This is a genomic window from Enterobacter sp. Bisph1, from assembly GCF_000814905.1.
GTDB lineage: Bacteria > Pseudomonadota > Gammaproteobacteria > Enterobacterales > Enterobacteriaceae > Kosakonia.
This window is the reverse complement of record NZ_JXAG01000017.1, coordinates 1-21,736: the sequence shown is the minus strand read 5'-3', so window position 1 is coordinate 21,736 and position 21,736 is coordinate 1. Positions and strand designations below refer to the sequence as shown.

Genomic DNA, 21,736 nt, shown 5'->3' with positions numbered 1-21,736 from the left:
TAAAGATGTTTGCAGGCTACAGCAGTTGCTCATCGAGTTTCCGGTACAGGTCACCAGTTTCAACCAACGTGTATACAGCGTTTCTTTCCTTTTTTGGTACAGTACAGACTATCGCGTAAGCAAAAATCTGCTTTGAGTAAACAGCGGAAGTCCGCATTTGTCACAGTCAATGGGATGTTGGACTAACTTGACGTGGGATAGTCAACCGGGATCTGGTCGATAGAAAAGTCATGAAGTGTTTATTCTGTTTTAAAGCCTGGTTTGCCGTTAGCTGCGCGCCACTCTTTTACTTCATGAACAATACCCTCTGGACTGTCTTAACGATTATCTGCGGGTAAAAATAAGATCGGAACCATCAGAATGTTCAGTTAGAATTTCAAATACATGGGCTAAACTATTACCCTCAATTTCACTGCGGCCAGAAAAATCATAGAGATTCTTTACATAATTTAAAAACTCTGCCTCTGAATAATCACTGATTAAATTTTTTTCTATCATATTATTTCTCCTGTTTATGATGTCCGATATGTTGTTTTGGTGTCATTACACTAATGTTGTCCATACCGTACAGTGCCCCTGACCTGCACCTCATTGATTAACACATTATTATGTCAGGTCCGCTTCTGGCACAAAGCGGCTCAGGTAACTGAACTAAAAGTCTGGCCTGAGCGAAAATGCCGCTATTATGAGTAATAGTGGCAAAAATCACTTCACAGTAAATTCACGGCTCATCGCAATTTGCCTCATCGCAAAAATCCAGTGTCTACCCTGCCTGAATAGACACGGCTGGTACGCTAATGCTGACACCTGTAGACAGCCCAAAAAACCGAACAGCCCGACCTTATCATTGCTTTACCGTAAAAAAGTAATGGCGGTAAAAGACCGCCATTACACTTCATCGTTTAAAGATAGGTGTGTAAATATTCAGCCATACACAGAATTGTCATAGCCTGACCGTAAGGCATTGGCGTCAGGGGAATCTGGCGGTAGTAATCCAGATTTGGCCCCATTTCAGTGCCAAAGGAGGATTGAGTCAGTTCCCCTTCGTTATTGATACAGCCCACCACGCCACGGATCGCTTTTTGCCCTGTGACGGCATAGTGGCTGCTGATGTAGCGCTTGCGTACGGCTTTTAAAATGCCATAGGCAAAACCTGCTGTGGCTGAGCTTTCAAGATAAGAATCCCTGTCATCCAGCAGTGTATGCCACAGACCACTTTCATCCTGAAGCTGCGCCAGCGCGCTAACCTGACTGTTTAGCACCTCAAGTAAAAACCGACGGGTCGCATCGTGTTCGGGCAGTGCCAGCAACTCAATGAAATCAGGTATTGCTACCGTTAACCAACTGTTTCCCCGTGCCCAGCGGGCGCGAGAAAAGTTGTGGTTGCCTTCGAATGTCCAGCCGTGAAACCACAGCCCGGTTTCCCGATCCATCAGATACTGGATATGGGTCAGAAACTGGAATTTGGCCTCTTCGATATACTCCTGCCGCCCCAGCAGCTTGCCAATTTTCGCCAGGGGCATCACAGTCATCATCAGCGTATCATCCCAGAGTTGCTGATTATTTTCTTTGTGAATGACAACATGCTGGATACCCCCCTTTTCCGTACGTGGCATCTCGTACATTACCCATTCGGCCCAGCGCTCCAGTAGCGGCAACCAGGCCGGATTGCGCGTCTCTTCATAACGGCAGGCTAAAGTTAATAACGGGCAGACAGTGTTAACATTTTTAGTCGGTGTTCCTTCGGCCAGCCTTGCGCTGAACCAGTCGTCAATAATGGCGCATATCTCGGGCTCGCCAGTCTGCTGGTAGAACTGAAAAATACCATACAGCCCAATGCCATGCGTCCATTCCCATCCTGCCGCCCAGCCTTTCGCATCAATGATCCGGCCGTCATCCAGATGGAGCGCAAACTCGCCGGTAGTATCTTCAATCGCGACCAGATTTTTTGTAACTTTGTGAATTAACGCTTTCAGCGCATCGCGCGAGATAAAGTGCTCTGGCTGGCGCAGCAACGCACTATGTTTCACGGGATAAATCGTCATTATGTCATCCTGTATATTTGTCGTTTTCAGAGTGAGAGAAAGAGTTTCGTGGTCTGTTAGCTTTAACCGGTGCGGCTTTCTTGCGATTGAGATAGCCAATGTTGTTATTGCCCCACAGTGATTCGTACTGCATGCCCGTCAGCACTTCCATCGTAGTACGGGTTTCCGGCGATACGCTTTCCGGCAACGGGCCGTTCGCGTTACGCATACGTTGATTTTCCTGTTGCAACAGTCGGTGCGTTTGCAGGTTGAGCTTAAATTTCAGTGAGACCAAAAAACCGATGGACAGGACGGCAAGAGTGCCAAAACTAAGGATATGTAAAATCGTATGGCTAACCTGCGGGTCCTGAATGCTTTGCCCCGAGACAAAACCGGACACCTGCATCACAACGCCCACCAGCATGACGGCACCGGCCTGAGAGGCTTTGCGCGCCATCGTCATTACCCCGGCAAAGATCCCTTCGCGGCGTTGAGCCGTTACCGCTTCATCAACATCGGAAATATAGGTATAGATATTCCAGGGAATATAGTTGATCCCGCCGCGTCCCAGACCGGCCACCGCAGAGATAAAGAGTAACAGGGTGTAGATATCGTGCAGTCCGAGGTAATAGACCAGCGAAAAAGACGCCGAGGCCAGACCAAACAGGATGACGACGAAGCGGTAGGATGGCGCGGGTCCAAAACGGATACACAGCGGTATCATCCCCACAACCGCCACAAACTGCAGAATCGCCATTACGCCCATTAAATTCGAGGCGGTCTGGGCGGACTGCATCAGCACAAACACCACATAATAGGTAAACACGGCATTGAAGACGTCCTGAGCAATATAGCCCCCCAGATAGAGCCCAAGATGCTGGCGGAAAATTTTGATGCGCAGTGTCGAAGTCAGTTCGATCCACAGGCGCCTGAAGCGTTGCCCGGGAGTCAGCGACTCCTCTTCTGCGTGCCGTTCGGCATCGGATTTTAGTTCCGCTGGTCGCTCCCAAGTGAAACAGCACACCAATGTCAGTACCACCGCACAAATGATGGCAAGTACCAGACTGGCATAAAAGAAAGAGAGTGGATTGTCTTTACCGAAATAACCGAGAAAAATGCCAGGCAGGAATGCCGCCAGAATCGCCGAGAGTTGCCCCATCGCAATACGCGCGCCGGAGAATTTCGATTTGTGTTTGAAATCGTCGGTCATTTCCGGCACCAGGGTTTCATAGGGCACCAGGATCATGGTGTAGACGATGTCGAAAAGAAGATAGGTCAGGAGGTAGTACCAGAAATCCATCCCGCTCACCCACATGATGGCGTAACTGAAAATACTGGGGATACCCAGCAGGATGAAAAACTTACGCCGCCCAAACCGCTTACCAAACCAGGTGCCGCCGAAATTATCGCTCAGATACCCCATCAGCGGGCTTACCACCGCGTCCAGCACACGTGCACAGGCAAAGATTAGCGTCGCTTCAACGGGGGTAAGCCCGCAAAAGCTGGTATAGAAATAAAGCAGCCAGGCAGATGTCAGCACCGCGGTACCGGCACCGAGAAAATCACCTGACCCGTAAGCCAGATAGTGGTGTAACTGGATTTTTCGTTCTTTCATTTTATTTTGCCCCGAGCGTAGAGGACAGGGGATCGCGCTGGCACCCGAAGCCACCAGCAGCGAATGGCGAACGTTAAACGCGTTACCCGGCGTGCGGGACCAGCAGCACTTTTACCGCCTCTGGCGTACCAAAGGTTTCGAAGGCATTTTCCCAGTGTTCGAGAGGAAATTTATGCGTGACGATCCCTTCGGCGGTAAGTAGTTTGCGGCTGAACAGGTCAATCACGGTCTCGTAGCAGCCGGGGCTTAAATGCGCGCCACGAATATCCAGCTCTTTACGATCGCCAATGATTGACCAGTCCACGGCGGTTTCGCGGCTAAAGACACTGAACTCAACGAAGCGGCCCAGTTTGCGAATCATTTGCAGCCCCTGCGTAACAGCTGCGGGGTTACCCGATGCCTCAATGTAAACATCGCAACCATAACCGTCTGTCAGAGCTTTCACCTTGGCGATAACATCCTCTTCAAGCGGGTTAAGCACAACATCAGCCCCCAGTTTCTTCGCCAGTGCCAGGCGATAAGGCATGGTATCAAGAACAATCAGCTTCTTAGGCGTTTTAAGCTTAATGGCCTGTACCATGCCCAGCCCAAGTGTTCCGGCCCCGGCAAGGACCACGACATCGTTAAACTGGATATCCCCGCGGTTTACGGCGTGTACGGAACAGGAGAACGGTTCGATGAGCGCGCACTCTTCCAGCGAGAGTGAAAGCGGAATTTTGTGTACCCGGCTGGTAGGTTTGAACAGCATGTATTCGGTCATCCCACCATCAGCATCCTGTTTCTGAAACCCATAGATATCATGTTTTTCACACATCCAGTACTGGCCGTTACGACAGAATCGACACTTCTCGCACGGGACAATTTGCTCGGCGATCACCCGGTCTCCTTCTTCAACGCCAAAGTGCTCAAGCGCATTGGGACCCGCCGCAACAACCGTGCCGAAAAATTCATGGCCGCTTACCACCGGTGTTTTTACATATGGCGGGAAGGTTTCATTCCCCCAGAACATCGGCGCGCCGTGATAACAGTGAAAATCAGAGGCGCAGATGCCACACGCCCCTATTTTCACCAGCAGCTCATTTCGCTGCGGTACCGGCAGAGGAGAAGAGACTAAACGGTAATCATGAGGGCCAAAGTTGACCAGCTGTTTGATATCGCAAGATTTTATGTTCACAGCAGCGTTCCTGTAACGAATGAGGTTGGATAACCTTATAATGTTTTCGTAAACATTTATAAGGTTCGCCGCTCAATTTGTGATCATTGTTGCAATCTACTTTTAAAACTCTTTAATATCAATCACTTAAAATGAAACACCGTTTCGTTATTTTAAAATTGTTTAATTGAAAAGCTCATTTTCATTCCATAATGTTTATGTGAACATTGAGGGACAAAAAAATTCTGCTGGGCAGGACGGTCAGCGATTATTCTTCAGAAAGCCGTTGATGACGGTACGAGGTTGCCAGGGGCGTCCTTCAATAGCAGCGACCAGATTTTCAGCCACAATAGTGGCCCACTGTTTGTAATCGTGAACGACGGAGGGGTAAAAAAAGCCAAAGGCTTCAGCATTAGGAATGTCGTCTATAGACAGAAAATCTACCTTTGTCAGCGACCATTTTGTCGCCACGCTATGCGCCGCCAGTGAGATTGCGCCATTGACGCCAACTATTGCGTCATAACACTTTTCGCCCGTTGCAAAATGTGCGGCAATCATCTCTTTGGCATTGTCGTAACGATAATCTGTATACAGATGGGTAACTTGCGTTGTGGCGGGGAGATTATGGCAAATACTGGTTACCCGCGCCTGAGTGATACGTGACCGTTCCTGCCCGCCAATTACCAGCACATGCCGGTACTGCTTCTGCTTAATCACAGAAGCAATCAGCTCCCCGGCACGCTCATCATTGACGTAGACAGCGGGAAGCGTCGTATCGAATTGACGATCAAACTGAATGAGTTTGGTGGCAGAGTGGCAGAGCGTCTTCAGATGGCGGGTATCGTAGTCGGGCGTATCACTGATGACAGATAACACTACCCCGGCCGCTTTATAACCTACCAGGGTGTTGATAGCCTTCACCTCTGACTCACGGCTGCCTCCGGTAGTAAAAATCATTACCGAATAGCCTTTTGATTCCGCATGCTGGCATAGCTCCTGAATCACATAGGAATAACTCTGATTAAATGTGTCGTCAGTCACAATGCCAATAATCGGGCTCAGGGTGGTCTTGATATTCTGAGCAAAGATGTTGGGTACATACTTAACTTCAGCGGCGATACGCAGGATTTTCTCCCGCGTTTTGGTTTTCACTTTATCCGGATCGGTAAAAGTTCTGGAAACGGTAATGCTGCTGACCCCCGCCAGACGGGCAATATCAGTGATGGTAGGGGCTTTATTACCGATTTTATTCATGTCTGAACACTTATTTTGCTGAAAAAGATGAATATACCATCAAAATATAACGGTTTTTTATTTTTTACCTGCTATACGGCTACTGGAGCAATGTCATAACTGGCAGTGAAGGTATACGGACAGCGACCCAATGAACTGACAGAACGTGTTCTTATTTCGCCATGATCTGCCGAATCATCGACAATATGCTTAAACGCTATTCACGCTCTTCTCTGAGAAAATCAATAAATGCGCGTAGCGGTGCCGACGTAAATCTGCTGGAAAAATAGAGCCAGGGTCCTTCAAACGCCTGCCACCATTGCGGTAAGACAGGTTCAAGAGCGTGGTTTTTGAAATGGGGCTGTAGCCAATTTTCAAATGTGGTTATAACGCCCTTGCCGCAGCGCGCAAGGTCGATGGCCGCAGAGGCACCATCTACGCCGATGGTTATACGGCCCGGAGGATCAACATTGACGGTTTCACCATTGCGCTCAAATCGCCACGGAACCAGCGCCCCACTCGAAAATTTCATGCGTATGCAGTCATGCTCAAGTAGATCGGTTGGATGGTTGATTACTCCCCTTGATGCCAGATAAGCGGGTGCTGCTGCCAGGGCTAATCGTTGTATTCTGGGTCCTATTGGCACCGCAATAACATCTTTCGCCAGATGTTCGCCGTAGCGTATGCCCGCATCGCAGCACGCTGCTAATGCATCTACCAGCCGGTCCTCAACCATAATCTCTACGCGAATCTGCGAATGGCGCGTAAGAAAACGATCCAACACGGGGGGCAAAATGTCCACCATGACCGCTCCCGTGACGTTCAATTTAAGTTCGCCGCGTAAACTTTGCCGGGAACTCGTAACATCATTAAGTGCGGCTCTCATGTCCATAAGCAAGGGAGCAATGCGCGCCGCCAGCGCCTGCCCCGCCTCTGTCGCCGTTACGCTGCGCGTACTTCTGGATCAGTACATCCGTAACCATCTAAACCCGGCGCATTCACTCTATGCGCCTTCGTCATTTCTATTCACTGTAGCCGCAGTTAACTCCGCCCCTTATGATTCTTCAGGAGACCGGGCTCGCCTGCTCACTAATTTCACCCGCATGAAGACGATCATATTCAGCCTGCGCCAATTCCATGGCCGGACCAAATTCCAGCGCCCAGTTCGCCAGCGCCACAAAAGGCGGCTGTAATGACTTCGCCAGCGGCGTAATCGAGTATTCCACGCTGACCGGTGAAGTTGGCAAAACCTGACGAGTGACTAAACCGTTGCGCTCCAGCCGTTTCAGCGCATCGGCCAGCGCCTTATGGGTAATCCCGCCCAGGCGTCGTCGAATTTCATTGAAGCGGCAAGGTTCACTACACAGCACTGTGAGAATTAATATCGACCATTTATTGGTGATGTTTTCTAACACCGGTCTGGTTTTCCCGATGTCTTTCAGACAGTTATTATCTTTTTCTGGCATGGCGGTATAGTCACTTATAGTTAGTTTAGATAAAGTGCGTAATTGATATTAAGTATAGATTTTATACCATCAGTTTTCGACCTAAAGCGGAGAAATCAGATGGGCAATATTGAGAAAAAAATCGCGGTGGTACTCGGCGGCGCAAAAGGGATTGGGCTGGCTATCAGCCAACGTTTAGCAAGCGAAGGGGCGATAACCTGGTTCACATCAAGACGAGAAGCCGATCTTGAAAGTGCCAAAAGCAAAATAGCCGGCAGCGCGATGCCACTGCGGGCAGATGTCAGTGATAAGAACGAATTGAGCCGTATCATGCAGACGATCGCCGATAAATCAAGCCAGATCGATGTCCTGATAATCAATGCTGGCATGTCGGAATACGCCACCCTTGAAGAGGTCGATGAGACGCATTTTGATCAGACTTTTGGCCTGAATGTTCGCTCTCCCCTCTTTGCTCTGCAGGCAGCATTACCGTTGATGAAACCCGGCAGCAGCGTCGTACTCATTGGTTCCATTGCGGATGTTATCGGCACGCCGGGATATGGCGTTTACGGGGCCAGCAAAGCGGCACTGCGATCTTTTGCCCGCACCTGGACAAGGGAACTCGCCGGGCGCGGCATCCGGGTTAACGTTGTCGCACCCGGTCCTGTCGATACGGAGATGATGGCTAAAGTCTCAGATGAAGTGCGTAAAGGCTTAAACAGTGCAATACCGCTGGGCAGAATGGCGCGCCCTGAAGAGGTGGCAAACGCGGTATTTTTCCTCGCCGGTGACGAGAGCAGCTATATCGCCGGAGCCGAGATTTGTGTTGATGGCGGAATGACCCAGGGTTGAGGATGACACCACGGCCATCCCGGGATGGCCGATCGGCGATGCCATCGAGACAGTTGCTTAAAATGCACCTGTTATCAATAGCGCGTCCCGCGAACATTTTCTGCATTTTCTCGACCAGGCGGCTTGCTGGATGCGCTCAACCAGCTGCTCGTCTCTTCCAAACGGACCCTGCTGTCTCAGAAACAGCTCGTGCAAAATCTTGCTTTACCGCGTCGCAATTACCCCGCAGTTTGTGGTGCAATAGCGCTTTAATCAGACGGAGCTGCCGATGAAACCCTTCGATGAATTAATTGCAGAAGCAACAGACGCGGACGTTGAGGGCTGGGGATTTGGCTGGCTGGATGGCAGAGCGACAGAAGAGAGGCCACCCTGGGGTTACGCTAAATTACTCGCTCAGCGGCTGAAAAGCGTCAATTCCGCCCTCGATCTCGATACCGGAGGCGGCGAAGTGCTGAGCGAGATGCCGGTATTCCCACAACAGATGTTTGCCACCGAAGCCTGGCCGCCGAATATTGCCAAAGCCCGAGCGCGCTTGTCCTCGCGTGGAGTAACTATTGTTGATACGTCGCAGGCCACAACGCTTCCCTTTGCAGATGCCACGTTTGAACTGGTCACGGCGAGACATCCGATTGCGCCAGACTGGCCTGAAATTTACCGCGTGCTGAAATCCGGCGGACGTTATTTTGCCCAGCATGTCGGTCCGGCGTCTGCCTTTGAACTTATTGAATACTTTCTCGGGCCGCTACCGGTAGAGCGAGCGTTACGGCATCCGGATAAGGAAGCGCAAGCGGCAGAAGCTGCCGGTCTGCAGATTGTTGATATCCAGTCCGTACGCTGTCGGATGGCGTTTTATGATATCGGCGCGGTAGTGTGGATTTTACGCAAGTGCGTCTGGTGGGTGCCGGATTTCTCTGTGGACAAATATTCCCCGCAGCTCAAGGCGCTGGATGCTCAAATGCGCGGCGGCACACCTTTTATCGCTTACTCATCCCGGCACTTAATTGAGGCCCGGCGCTAGCGTTAGCCTTTGTACGTAATGAACCGCCTCCGCCCAAAAGCCGGTGCCTACATCCAATTGTGTAAAGCGGCGCAACGCCGCTGATTAAACGCATTTTCCGCTCTGGCCCAGCGCGAAATCGCCAGAAACCCTTTCCGTTTCTTTGATACATTTTTTTACGGGTTTACCGCCGTACAATGCATTATTTTCAACGTCTCCTTAACCTGCAAACTCCACCAATGAAATATTCCCTTCTGTTATTGCTAATAACTTTTATGGCCAACGTAAGGGCCGACGATGCCGTTAAGCTCCACTGCCCAACGCGTGGCGACTTAACGGTCTCCTTTTTTAACTACAACCTGATGACCATGAAATGGGGCGATCATTTTCAAATCGCCGCCGGGAAAGAGCGCAGCAAAACCAACGCGGGCGTGCCGTTCTGGAGCACGAATTTCAGTAATGGCGATAATCTGGTTTTTTTCCCGGATTCCGGGCAGTACTACCTGTTTTATGCCGACGCCGATGCGCCGGAGCACTGCAATGAAGTAGGCTCGTTTATCTACCCGGTGATCACTCCGCCACGTTATGACAGTCACGCCAGCGCGCCGCAAAGCCAGGCCAATCGCGTAGATAAAGAGGTCATTTTGCTGCACCCGGCGGCGTGAACCCCCTACCCGATCGCGTAGGCCCCCTTGTCCCGTTGCGCCAGCCAGGTATGCTAACCGCACGCCGCTGCGCTGCGGCTTAACAGGTGGGCAACGATGCAAAAATGTATACTGCTGTTTTTTATTATGCTGCTCGCGGGCTGTGCGATGACCTCGCCCATGCCTGAGTGGGACAAGATCACCAAACTAGAAGTCACCCAGACGCGTATCACCGCTTACTCCAGTAACTATGCCTACAGCTTCGAGCGTCAGGATCCGCAGCAGGATGCTTATGCGCAGTACGCTGGTTTTTATCAGGAGTTCGCCAGCCATATTCCCGGCGTGGAAGTGAATTTTGTCGTCAAGGATGAAAAGGTGACGGCTCAATATCGCGCCTTCGTCGATGCAACCGGGCTCACGGCCGCACAGATTGAGCGCCTGCGTTATCACTACCGCGCAACGATAATTGAGCCAAACAAGAAGCTGGCGGTAACCTTTAACGCACACGGGAACGTCATCTATATTCGGCAACATCCGCCGGGACCGACTACGCGTAAACTGGAAAAACCCGTTACGGTGACGATTAATGACAACACCAAACAAAACGTGTCATGGGCCGCGCCGTTAATGGTGCCCGCTTTTCCATTAATCATGATCTATGGCTGCGCCACCGGGCGGTGTATTTAATCAGAAGAGATGTGTGACCGCTGGAGAGACCTAGCCCGCGACCGAGGCAGTCGATTCGGTATCTTCACCAGCCAGCGTCTGGCGTGAGAAAAATGCAACGCGGTCGCGCTAAAATGAAACTATGCCGACGGTAAGCATCCCTTTACCGGCGGCATTTTTTACGCCCGCAGCGGTATACCGCGCACCGGGCGGTCGCCCGCCACGAAATAAGCTGCGGTGCTACGCGGCAGCGGCGCGCGGCCGCGGATGTTATCGGCAATCTTCTCACCAATCATAATGGTGGTGGCGTTAAGGTTACCGGTAATGATCAGCGGCATAATCGAGGCATCGACCACGCGCAGACCTTCCAGCCCGTGAACGCGCCCTTCACCGTCAACCACCGCCATTTCGTCACTGCCCATTTTGCAGGTGCCGCACGGGTGATAGGCGGTTTCTGCATGGTTACGCACAAACTCATCCAGCTGTTCATCGCTCTGGCACTCAATGCCGGGGCTTAACTCGCGCCCGCGATACTTATCCAGCGCCGGTTGGTTGATGATCTGCCGGGTGATGCGAATCGCATCACGGAACTCCTGCCAGTCCTGCTCATGAGCCATGTAATTGAACTGAATAGCCGGATGCTGGCGCGGATCCCGCGATTTCAGACGCACAAAGCCGCGGCTTGGCGAACGCATCGAGCCAACGTGGCACTGGAAGCCGTGCGCTTCCACCGCATTGGTGCCGTTGTAGTTAATCGCCACCGGCAAGAAGTGGTACTGAATGTTCGGCCAGGGGAACGCTTCCCGGCTGCGGATAAACCCGCCGCCCTCGAACTGGTTACTGGCACCAATGCCGGTGCCGTTAAATAACCACTCCGCGCCGATTTTCGGCTGGTTCCACCACTTCAGCGCCGGGTAGAGCGATACCGGCTCTTTGCATTCGTATTGCAGGTACATCTCCAGATGATCCTGCAAGTTTTCGCCAACGCCCGGTAAATCATGCACCAGCGGAATGTCGAACTGCTTAAGCAGTTCAGCGGCACCGACGCCGGAACGCTGCAAAATTTGCGGCGAAGCAATCGCCCCGGCGCACAGTAGCACTTCGCGGCGCGCATACACTTCATGGGGCGCGTTGCTGCTACCCTTTAAGTAAGCCACGCCAATGGCGCGCTTGCCGTCGAACAGAATGCGATCGGTGGTGGCATGGGTGATGATTTTCAGGTTTGGCCGTGTTTTCGCCTGGTCCAGATAGCCGCGCGCGGTGCTGGAGCGTCGGCCTTTTGGCGTGACAAAGCGATCCATTGGACCAAAACCTTCCTGCTGATAACCGTTCAGATCCTCGGTACGCGGGTAACCCGCCTGCACGCCCGCTTCGATCATCGCCGCAAACAAGGGATTATTGCCCGGCTTGCAGGTGGTAATACTCACCGGACCGTCGCCGCCGTGGTAATCGTTCGCGCCGATATCGCGCGTCTCCGATTTACGGTAATAAGGCAGACAATCCAGATAGCTCCAGCTCTCAAGCCCGGGCTGACTGGCCCAGTTATCGAGATCCATGGCGTTAGCGCGCACATAGCACATGCCGTTAATCAGCGATGAGCCGCCCAGGCCTTTGCCGCGTCCACACTCCATGCGGCGGTTATTCATATGCGGTTCAGGTTCCGTTTCATAGGCCCAGTTGTAGCGTCTTCCCTGCAGCGGGAACGCCAGCGCGGCGGGCATCTGCGTGCGAAAATCAAAACGATAATCGGGACCGCCCGCCTCGAGCAGCAGAACGCTAACGTCGCTCTCTTCGGTCAGTCTGGTTGCCAAAACGTTCCCTGCGGATCCGGCTCCAATGATGATGTAATCAAATTCCATTCGTCGCTCCTCAGGTTAAAACTTTACTCAAAATACGGACTGAAAACGGGTCAGTTCGACCTGCACAGATTTCACCTGGGTGTAATTTTGCAGCGTCATCAGGCCATTTTCGCGCCCGACACCGGAGTGCTTATAGCCCCCCACCGGCATTTCGGCGGCGGATTCACCCCAGGTATTGATCCAGCAGATACCCGCTTCAATCTGGTGGATAACGCGGTGCGCGCGGTTAAGATCCTGCGTCACCACACCGGCGGCCAGACCGTAATCGGTAGCGTTGGCGCGGCGCACCACTTCCTCTTCACTTTGATAAGTGAGAATTGACATCACCGGCCCGAAAATCTCTTCGCGCACAATAGTCATCTCATCCTGGCAATCAGTGAATACCGTCGGCGCAACCCAGGCACCCTGGTCAAACGCGCCGCCGGTAAGCGGCTTGCCGCCGCACAGAATACGCGCCCCTTCGTTAATACCGGCTTCGATATAGCGCAGCACATTATCGCGATGGGGGAAGCTGACCAGCGGCCCGAAATTGGTTTCGGGATCGTTAACATCCCCGGCTTTGATACGCGCCACGCGCTCGGCAATTTTGTTTTCAAACGCCTGTTGCAACGCCGCCGGAATAAATACCCGCGTGCCGTTAGTACACACCTGGCCGGAGCTGTAGAAGTTCGCCATCATGGCGATATCGGCAGCCAAATCGAGATCCGCGTCGTCAAAGATAATCAGCGGCGATTTTCCGCCAAGCTCCATAGTGACCTCTTTCAGGGTCGAACCGGCGGCGTTAGCCATAACCTTCTTGCCGCTGGCAACCCCACCGGTGAACGACACTTTGTCGATCCCCGGATGTTCCGTCAGCGCCTGGCCGGTTACCGCGCCGCTACCGTTAAGCACGTTAAATACGCCGTCCGGCACGCCCGCTTCGGTGTAAATCTCCGCCAGCTTCAGCGCCGTCAGCGGCGTGACTTCGCTCGGTTTGAAGATCATCGCGTTACCCGCCGCCAGCGCCGGTGCGGATTTCCACAGCGCGATCTGAATCGGGTAGTTCCAGGCACCGATTCCGGCAACCACGCCTAACGGTTCGCGGCGTGTGTAAACAAATGAGGTGTCGCGCAGCGGGATCTGCTCGCCTTCCAGCATCGGGATCAGCCCGGCGTAATACTCCAGCACATCCGCACCGGTGACGATGTCGACAAAGCGGGTTTCACTCAGCGGCTTGCCGGTATCAAGGGTTTCCAGCGCCGCCAGTTCGTCATTGCGTTCGCGCAGGATATCGACGGCGCGGCGCAGAATGCGTGAACGCTCCATCGCGGTCATCGCCGCCCAGATTTTCTGCCCTTTGCGCGCGCTGGCGACGGCGCGATCGACATCGGCCTGTGCGGCTTCATGCACCTCGGCGAGCACCTCGCCATTAGTCGGATTGATGGTGCGGAATGTGTTCCCCGCCGCAGCCGGGACGTATTGACCATCGATATAAAGCTGCTGTTCTGCGAATCGGGACATTATTCCTCCTTCCTCAGTGATTCTGTGCCAGCCAGTTGCTGGCGAATGAATTGGGTGGTGAGCGTGCGGGCAATATGCAAATTAAACGGCTCGCCGCTGAGCGCCGCGCGCAGCCACAGGCCATCAATCATTGACGCAAGCCCGTGGGCCGCCAGCCGTGCCTGTTCACGCGGCAGATCGCGGCGAAACTCCGCTGCGAGGGTGGAAAAAAGACGGCGGCTGCTGACGCGCTCCAGGCGGCCAAGCTGCGGCTGATGCATGCTGCTGGCCCAGAAGTCGAGCCACGCTTTCATTGCGGCGCTGTGCACCTGGCTGTCATCGAAGTTGCCTTCGACAATGGCCAGCAAACGCGTTTCTGTACTGGCCTGCGCTAAGGGTTTTAATCGACTCGCCACCGCGTCACGCAGCTGGCGGGTGATATCGCGCATCGTGGCTTCCAGCAGGCCGTTTTTATCCTTGAAATAGTGGCTGATGATGCCGGTTGAGACGCCTGCGCGGCGCGCAATCTGCGCGATGGTGGCATCGTTGATCCCCACGTCGTTAATGGTGCTCAGGGTCGCATCAATCAGTTGCCGACGGCGTATCGGCTGCATTCCCACCTTTGGCATGGCTCCCTCTCCAGCGCACTGTAAGAGCCTTATTTAATCTTTTTTTGATTGGACGTTCAATATAAAAAGAGATTTTGTTAAGCTGTCGTGCTTCAATTGTTACAAAAACGAAGCGGTAATGTATAAGCTATAGCGGGTGCATTAAGCCGCGCGAGATGAGGGAAAACGACACCAGCAGACAGTCCGATTTATGCGAAGAGTACGTTGAATATTCACAGGAAATTAACCAGAGGTCATCGATGATTAATCCCCCTGCCAGTGAAAAAGACAGAATCAATCCCGTGGTGTTTTACACCTCTGCCGGACTGATTCTGACATTTTCACTGCTTACCATTTTGTTTAGCGATGTGGCGGCGGCGTATATCCAGACCACCGTCAACTGGGTGTCGTCCACATTTGGCTGGTACTACATGCTGGCCGCGACGCTCTATATTGTGTTTGTTATCTATATGGCCTGCTCGCGCTACGGCGCGATTAAACTCGGGCCGGAACAGTCCAAACCGGAGTTCAGCTTGCTGAGCTGGTCGGCGATGCTATTTGCCGCCGGGATCGGGATCGACTTAATGTTTTTCTCCGTCGCCGAGCCGGTCACGCAATATATGCAGCCGCCAGAAGGCGCGGGTCAGACAATGGAAGCAGCGCGCCAGGCGATGGTCTGGACCCTGTTCCACTATGGCTTAACCGGCTGGTCGATGTACGCCCTGATGGGCATTGCGCTCGGTTACTTTAGCTATCGCTACAACCTGCCGCTCACCATCCGTTCGGCGCTCTACCCTATTTTCGGTAAACGGATTAACGGCCCGATTGGTCATACGGTGGATATCGCCGCGGTGATCGGCACAATCTTTGGGATTGCCACCACGCTGGGTATTGGCGTGGTGCAGCTCAATTACGGTTTGAAAGTGCTGTTTGACGTTCCGGAAGGGCTGACGGCGCAGATGGCGTTGATTGTGCTGTCGGTGGTGATCGCCACGATTTCCGTCACCTCCGGCGTGGATAAAGGGATTCGTATCCTGTCAGAACTCAACGTGGCGCTGGCCCTCGGGCTGATTTTGTTCGTGCTGTTTATGGGCAAGACAGAGTTTCTGCTTAATGCGCTGGTGCTTAACGTCGGTGATTACATTAATCGCTTTATGGGCATGACGCTGAACACCTTCGCCTTCGACCGCCCAACGCAGTGGATGAACAGCTGGACGCTCTTTTTCTGGGCCTGGTGGGTTGCCTGGTCGCCGTTTGTTGGCCTGTTCCTCGCACGCATTTCTCGCGGGCGCACCATCCGTGAATTTGTGCTCGGCACGCTGATCATTCCCTTTACCTTCACCCTGCTGTGGCTGTCGGTGTTCGGTAACGCTGCGCTGTATGAAATCATTCACGGGGACGCAGGTTTTGCCCAGGATGTGATTGCTCACGCCGAGCGCGGTTTCTACAGTCTGCTGGCGCAATACCCGGCGTTTAAACTCAGCGCCTCTGTCGCTACCATTACCGGCATGCTGTTTTATGTCACCTCGGCGGACTCCGGCTCGCTGGTACTGGGGAACTTCACGTCGACGTTAAAAGACATTAATAGCGACGCGCCAAACTGGCTGCGTATTTTCTGGTCGGTGGCGATTGGTGTGCTAACCATGGCGATGCTGATGACCAACGGCATTTCGGCGCTGCAAAACACCACGGTGATCATGGGTCTGCCGTTCAGTTTTGTGATCTTCTTTGTTATGGCCGGATTGTATAAGTCATTGAAAGTCGAAGATCACCGCCGCGCCAGCGCCAACCGCGATACCGCGCCCTATATTCCCGCCAGCAACGATCGTCTGAGCTGGAAAAAACGCCTGTCGCGGTTGATGAACTACCCCGGCACGCGTTACACCCAGCAGATGATGGAAACGGTTATTTTCCCGGCGATGCAGGATGTGGCGAAAGAGCTGGAACTGCGCGGCGCGCGCGTCTCGCTGGAGTCTGTACCTGCGGATGAGAACCCGCCGCTGGGCTATCTGGATTTACGCGTTAATCTTGGTGAGGAACAGAACTTTATTTATCAGGTCTGGCCCCAGCAATATTCGATACCGGGCTTTACCTACCGCGCCCGCAGCGGTAAGTCGCACTATTACCGTCTGGAAACCTTCCTGCTGGAGGGCAGCCAGGGGAATGATTTGATGGATTACAACAAAGAACAGGTGATCATCGATATTCTCGATCAGTATGAACGTCACCTGAACTTTATCCATCTGCACCGCGAAGCGCCGGGTGCAAATATTGTTTATCCCGAGATGTAAATAATCAGGCCAGGGAGTGGCCTGATATCCCTTTGCCCTATTTAATTTGCCTTAAGGTGACAAGGCTATTTACGACAGCGGTTTTAAGAATTATCTGTAAAAGCCGCTTTGTATTTCGATTTCAACCGCAGCGGTATGTATATAGAAGCTTCATTCTGTAAAATAACGACTTTTACAGCGCGGGCATCCTTTCAATATTGTTGCTGAAGGTGATTATTTTACCCCGCTCACAGTACAAATAATTATCACAACTGCTCACGGATTCTCTGGGGAGAGCCTCGATGTTAGACCGTATCACTGTCACCCCGCCTGCGGGTGCCGAGTCGCTGCTATTCTGGAAACTTAATGGCACCGAAGTGATGTCCCGCTCCTTTGCACTGAACGTCACGATGCTAAGTGAGCACGGCGATATTGACCGCAAGGCGCTGCTTGGCAAATCCTTAACGGTGACGGTTCCCACCCAGAGTCTGCAGCCGCGTTATTTCAACGGCAAAATCACCGAAGTTAACCTGCAAAGTACCGAACTGAACGGCGTACGCTATGCGGTTTATCTCCTGAAGATAGAGTCTGATTTATGGCCACTGCTGCGCGACCGTAACCAGCGTATTTTCCAGAACCAACGGGTGCCGGATATTATCAAAACGGTGCTGGCGGAATATGGCGTTAAAACGGAAGACAAGCTGACGGGCGAATATCGCAACTGGGAATATTGCGTTCAGTACCAGGAGAGCAGCTATAACTTTATTTCACGTCTGATGGAGCTTGAGGGGATCTATTTCTTCTTCCGTCATGAAGCGGATTCCCACACGCTGGTGCTAATGGATGCGGCGGAGCATCATCAGCCCTACAGCGGATATGAAGTTATCCCTTATCACACCAGCCTGTCCGGCGGTTCGACAGACGAAGAAGGGATCGGCCAGTGGGCCATCAGCGAACGCGTAACGCCGGGGCTGTACAGTATTGATGACTACGATTTCCGTAAGCCGAACGCGTGGATGTTCCAGGCCCGGCAGAACCCGGCCTCCCCTTCCCCAGGCCAGATTGATTACTACGAATGGCCGGGCCGTTTTGTCGATCATCAGCATGGTGAATTTTACGCGCGCATCCGTCAGGAAGAGTGGCAGGCCGAGCAGCAGCGTATTGACGCAAGCGGCACCACGTTAGGCATTGTGCCGGGATACACCTTTACCCTGGGTAATCCGCCGTTTGCCGGTAACAGTAATGATTACCTTGTGGTCAGCGCCAGCTATACCCTGGAAGAGAATAGCTACGCCAGCGGCAGCGCGACCGACAGCCTTCACCAGATCCAGTTTGTGGTGATACCGGCGTCAATTACCTTTCGTTCAGCCCAGCGCACAGAGTGGCCACGAACTCATGGCCCGCAGACCGCGCGCGTGGTAGGCCCGCAGGGTGAATCGATCTGGACGGATAAATATGGTCGCGTAAAAGTGAAGTTCCACTGGGATCGCCATGCCAAAGGTGACGATACCAGCTCCAGCTGGGTGCGTGTTTCCAGCGCCTGGGCCGGTCAGGGCTTTGGCGGCGTGCAGATCCCCCGCGTGGGCGATGAAGTGGTCATCGACTTTATTAACGGCGATCCGGATCGCCCTATCGTCACCGGCCGCGTTTATAACGAAGCGAGTATGCCGCCCTGGGATCTGCCGGGTGATTCAACGCGTATGGGCTTTATGACGCGCAGCAAGGATGGCAATAAAGACAACGCCAGCTATCTCTTCTTTGAAGACAAACTGGGCAGCGAATCCGTCGATTTGCACTCTGAACGCGATATGAACGTCTCTGTCGAAAACGATCACAGCGTTAATATTGAAGGTTCACGCTTAACTACTATCAAAAAAGAGCAGAAAGATGATGTTATTGGCGATGCGACTTTTTCATATCTTCAAAAAAGGACTACCACAGTTGAAGATCTGGAATTAAAAACATTTAATAATGGCGAGCAGACCACTATTCATAAAGGAAGGAAGCTAACAATCATTGACGGCGGGGATACGGTTAAAGTTAACGAACGTCGTGAAACACTTATCAACGGGAGTGAATTCCACCACGTAACAGGGAAATTAACAGAAGACTATGATCAAGGACAACAAACGACCATCGGTGCCGATGGGAGGAAGGAAACGATCTTAGGCGGTGTAGTCATTAATGTTAACAGCGGCAACTGGACGCAAAATGTTAATGAAGGCACAATTACAATTTTTAGCCCACAAGACATAACCCTACGTAGTACAACCAAAATTAATCTCGATGCGCCGAATATTAAAAGCAAGGCGAAAGCACACAATGAAAGCTTTACCGGCAACTCTTTTAGTATGACCGGAACTTCAGAAAGTTTTACCGGTGCTTCTTTCGGTTTTACGGCATCTACTATCAGTACATCTTTAATGAGCGTCTCGGTAGGGGCATTTTCAATCAAAAATAAACCTTTTGAGCTTAAACGCCATGATAATAAAGTTCAATTTGTTAGCGGAACGGAAACCACATTATCCGGTTTTCGCTCTTTTGTTAATGTATTAACTACTTTTGTTTAAGAAGATGAAAATGGCAACTATTGCAATGTTGGGCCTGCTTACCGCCACCGTGATATTGGCGGTTGTAGTTTTCATTGGCATTCGGAACTCTGTTGTCTCGGCACGTAGTAGCGAGTCGATAAGGCAAAATGGAACAACAGCCAGCGCGCTAATCGTCAATGCGGAGCAGCATCGAAACCAGAACGCCGAAGGTCGACTCTCCCTAAATCTTACTGTTGAGTTTACTGTTGACATGGAAAAAGTCGTGACGCAGAAAGATGTTATAGTGAAAATTTTTGAAGCTGATGCATTTAAACCCGGACAATATGTCACAATTCGGTATAAGAATGACTCGCCTAAGAAAATTGTTGTGCTGGGCGATATAGGGAATTAAAGGGCTGTTGTAAAACAGTATGCACTGAAAGATTTTAATAGAAAATAAAATACCTACTTAGTTTTATTAAAGGAAAAGGGTAGAATCGATTTTGTTTTTTTGCATTGTTACCTTTTGGCAGCCGAAAAAATTTCATTAGAATATAGTTATCGCATACCCAAATATATCTAATCGAGGAAATATGTAAATTATTTCGTACATCATGCTAAAACTTGCATGGATCATTCCGCTAGGTATTATGCTATTAGTGGCTTATATAATTTTCAAAGAAGATCAATCAAATCAAAAGGACGTCTATATCAGGGAATATGGCATTGACGTCGATGCAACTATCATTAAGGTTTCTCTGGACAAAAATCAGGAAGGCAGTAATAAAGTTTTCAGCATCGTAACGGTGAAATATGTTTTTGATGGAGAAACCATTATTTCTAAGCGCGGCCTACGTTATCCTCTCACTGATAAAGATAAATTTGAACCAGGACAAATTATCAAGATAAGAGTTGATCCCATAAGGCCATTCATTTTTTATTACATTGATTATGAGAACGGATGATTGTAGGGCGTTCGGCAACACTTGGGAAACCTTTTATTTTATTGACTATACCATTTGTTAATTATGATTTGAGGTATTAATCGTTAATTATAAAACTGTGAAAATAAGTTTGGCTGAGGCAGCTATATCAAACAATATTGCACAATCGCTATTTAGCTGAACGAATAACTAACTGATATTAAAGTTGATTATGCTCCACATGAGAAATTTTTTTACAATGTGAATTTAGACGACATTATAAACAAATCTAGCGGATAAGAATAGAGGTAAACAAGATGGAAATGCTATTAAAATCGGGACTTTATTTGTTTGTTGGAATCGCCGCGACAGCAATCTGCTATTCAACAATAAAAAATTTATTCGAGAAAAAAGTCGCTATGGAAATATTAAGCGATCCATGCTATGTTGAGGCAACTATAACTGATATTGTACCAGGCACTCCAACGAGTTACGGGATAGTAAACATTACGGTTAATTATGAATTTACGGCAATCAATGGGAAAACGTTCAAAAGAAATAATAACCTGACCGCCATAAAAACGATGGACTTACCAAAGTTTCAGGTGGGCCTTACCATTCCGGTTGTTTATTTGCGGTCTAATCCCGAAAAAAACATGTTGAATATGCGGAACGCAATGGAGAACTTTAAGAGACCATTATAACGGATGAATCGGTTAGGCATAAGATAATGTACTGATTACTCTATTTTAATTTTGAGCGCGTGATATAAGCCAGTCTTTAACGTAATTGCTTACTGCGTAACTTAACCAAAACGTTATGCAGTTGAGCTATTGAGAGATCGCGAAACACAGGCTCAGGTATCCCACGCAATTTGCGCCATAAATAACAAATACCTAATAAATCCAAACCTTCTCCAGTAAAAAGATACTCATTCTCTTTCAAGGAAAAGAGCGCGCGAAAATGCTCTTCCCTCCCAAAGCTGACTCCAAAAACTTGTTCTGCTTCTTGCAAAAGCTCATCACCATCATCGCCAGCTACACCAAGATCGTTCTCCAGTAATGTATTTTCATCTATTGCTTCACGATAGCAGCCTGTACATTTCCGCACAAAAGCGATCACGTCCTCTAATTTCGGATCCATCCCACATCTCCTTTATCGAATATACCCCTTTTCGGATTGCCACGTGGCAGCAGCAATTCTGGTGTTTTTATACACTTGAACATGTACGGATATTGCTTTTACAAAATCTGTATCTATTTCGGTGGTTACACCTGCGGCCACATTTCCATCGCCATACGCGCAATACCGAGCAGTTGCTCACGGCTTGCGCCGTCGCGGGCCTGAATAGACATTCCCTGCTGGATGCTGACGTACAATCGGGTCAATGCTTCAATATCCGTCGAGGCGGGTAATTCCCCGTTTCGCTGTGCCTCG

General features: G+C 50.9%; 19 protein-coding genes and 1 pseudogene. 9 read left to right on the top strand and 11 right to left on the bottom strand.

Annotated elements, in window-relative coordinates:
- Nucleotides 1-239 precede the first annotated feature (239 nt).
- The 7 genes and pseudogenes from RW65_RS01030 to RW65_RS01000 form a co-directional block, all read right to left on the bottom strand.
- Nucleotides 240-498, bottom strand: a pseudogene (locus RW65_RS01030) (bacteriocin immunity protein).
- Between the two features lie 404 nt (nt 499-902).
- Complete coding sequence (gene bglB, locus RW65_RS01025) at nt 903-2,045, bottom strand: beta-galactosidase BglB (RefSeq protein ID WP_039054794.1); 1,143 nt, start codon at nt 2,043-2,045, stop codon at nt 903-905.
- 4 nt (nt 2,046-2,049) lie between these two features.
- Nucleotides 2,050-3,639, bottom strand: a complete 1,590-nt coding sequence (locus tag RW65_RS01020; protein ID WP_052250251.1) for an MFS transporter — start codon at nt 3,637-3,639, stop codon at nt 2,050-2,052.
- Between the two features lie 82 nt (nt 3,640-3,721).
- Nucleotides 3,722-4,813: an alcohol dehydrogenase catalytic domain-containing protein gene (locus RW65_RS01015; RefSeq protein ID WP_197058852.1), complete on the bottom strand. Its 1,092-nt coding sequence runs from the start codon at nt 4,811-4,813 to the stop codon at nt 3,722-3,724.
- A gap of 240 nt (nt 4,814-5,053) precedes the next feature.
- Nucleotides 5,054-6,046, bottom strand: coding sequence for a LacI family DNA-binding transcriptional regulator (locus RW65_RS21375; RefSeq protein ID WP_052250250.1), 993 nt, complete (start codon nt 6,044-6,046; stop codon nt 5,054-5,056).
- Between the two features lie 196 nt (nt 6,047-6,242).
- Nucleotides 6,243-6,911 (bottom strand): LysR substrate-binding domain-containing protein, encoded by a 669-nt coding sequence (locus tag RW65_RS01005; RefSeq protein WP_286133748.1) that lies wholly within the window; start codon nt 6,909-6,911, stop codon nt 6,243-6,245.
- Nucleotides 6,912-7,089: 178 nt separating this feature from the next.
- Entirely contained in the window at nt 7,090-7,491 is a 402-nt protein-coding gene (locus RW65_RS01000) for a winged helix-turn-helix transcriptional regulator (RefSeq protein WP_039054792.1), read from the bottom strand.
- A 99-nt stretch (nt 7,492-7,590) separates the two neighbouring features.
- Between RW65_RS01000 and RW65_RS00995 the strand changes: the two genes are divergently transcribed.
- From RW65_RS00995 to RW65_RS00980, 4 genes are all read left to right on the top strand, one after another.
- Nucleotides 7,591-8,322 (top strand): SDR family NAD(P)-dependent oxidoreductase, encoded by a 732-nt coding sequence (locus RW65_RS00995; protein ID WP_039054791.1) that lies wholly within the window; start codon nt 7,591-7,593, stop codon nt 8,320-8,322.
- Between the two features lie 268 nt (nt 8,323-8,590).
- The gene (locus tag RW65_RS00990; RefSeq protein WP_039054790.1) at nt 8,591-9,340 is read left to right on the top strand and encodes a class I SAM-dependent methyltransferase; all 750 of its coding nucleotides are present in this window, start codon (nt 8,591-8,593) and stop codon (nt 9,338-9,340) included.
- A gap of 254 nt (nt 9,341-9,594) precedes the next feature.
- On the top strand, nt 9,595-9,984 hold the full coding sequence (locus RW65_RS00985; RefSeq protein WP_231564341.1) for a hypothetical protein: 390 nt from the start codon (nt 9,595-9,597) through the stop codon (nt 9,982-9,984).
- Between the two features lie 96 nt (nt 9,985-10,080).
- Nucleotides 10,081-10,650 carry a hypothetical protein gene (locus tag RW65_RS00980; protein WP_039054788.1) on the top strand — a complete coding sequence of 190 codons (570 nt, stop codon included), beginning with the start codon at nt 10,081-10,083 and terminating at the stop codon, nt 10,648-10,650.
- Nucleotides 10,651-10,808: 158 nt separating this feature from the next.
- Here RW65_RS00980 and betA read toward each other — a convergent pair whose 3' ends face one another.
- From betA to betI, 3 genes are read right to left on the bottom strand one after another with little or no spacing between them, the layout of a single operon-like run.
- On the bottom strand, nt 10,809-12,488 hold the full coding sequence (gene betA / locus RW65_RS00975; RefSeq protein WP_039054787.1) for a choline dehydrogenase: 1,680 nt from the start codon (nt 12,486-12,488) through the stop codon (nt 10,809-10,811).
- 27 nt (nt 12,489-12,515) lie between these two features.
- Nucleotides 12,516-13,988: a betaine-aldehyde dehydrogenase gene (gene betB, locus RW65_RS00970; protein ID WP_039054786.1), complete on the bottom strand. Its 1,473-nt coding sequence runs from the start codon at nt 13,986-13,988 to the stop codon at nt 12,516-12,518.
- Nucleotides 13,988-14,596, bottom strand: a complete 609-nt coding sequence (betI, locus tag RW65_RS00965) for a transcriptional regulator BetI (RefSeq protein WP_039054785.1) — start codon at nt 14,594-14,596, stop codon at nt 13,988-13,990. The genes betB and betI overlap by 1 nt, the downstream gene beginning before the upstream one ends.
- Before the next feature lie 239 nt (nt 14,597-14,835).
- Between betI and RW65_RS00960 the strand changes: the two genes are divergently transcribed.
- The 5 genes from RW65_RS00960 to RW65_RS00940 all read left to right on the top strand — a co-directional run bounded on the left by RW65_RS00960 (nt 14,836) and on the right by RW65_RS00940 (nt 21,003).
- Nucleotides 14,836-16,866: a choline transporter gene (locus RW65_RS00960; protein ID WP_039054784.1), complete on the top strand. Its 2,031-nt coding sequence runs from the start codon at nt 14,836-14,838 to the stop codon at nt 16,864-16,866.
- Nucleotides 16,867-17,147: 281 nt separating this feature from the next.
- Nucleotides 17,148-19,415: a type VI secretion system Vgr family protein gene (locus RW65_RS00955; RefSeq protein ID WP_039054783.1), complete on the top strand. Its 2,268-nt coding sequence runs from the start codon at nt 17,148-17,150 to the stop codon at nt 19,413-19,415.
- A gap of 10 nt (nt 19,416-19,425) precedes the next feature.
- Nucleotides 19,426-19,788, top strand: coding sequence for a DUF3592 domain-containing protein (locus tag RW65_RS00950; protein WP_039054782.1), 363 nt, complete (start codon nt 19,426-19,428; stop codon nt 19,786-19,788).
- A 202-nt stretch (nt 19,789-19,990) separates the two neighbouring features.
- Nucleotides 19,991-20,341, top strand: coding sequence for a hypothetical protein (locus tag RW65_RS00945; protein ID WP_231564340.1), 351 nt, complete (start codon nt 19,991-19,993; stop codon nt 20,339-20,341).
- Nucleotides 20,342-20,616: 275 nt separating this feature from the next.
- Complete coding sequence (locus tag RW65_RS00940) at nt 20,617-21,003, top strand: hypothetical protein (protein WP_039054781.1); 387 nt, start codon at nt 20,617-20,619, stop codon at nt 21,001-21,003.
- A 76-nt stretch (nt 21,004-21,079) separates the two neighbouring features.
- On the opposite strand, the gene RW65_RS00935 is transcribed toward RW65_RS00940, so the two are convergent.
- Nucleotides 21,080-21,442 carry a hypothetical protein gene (locus RW65_RS00935; RefSeq protein ID WP_039054780.1) on the bottom strand — a complete coding sequence of 121 codons (363 nt, stop codon included), beginning with the start codon at nt 21,440-21,442 and terminating at the stop codon, nt 21,080-21,082.
- Nucleotides 21,443-21,736: the final 294 nt, after the last annotated feature.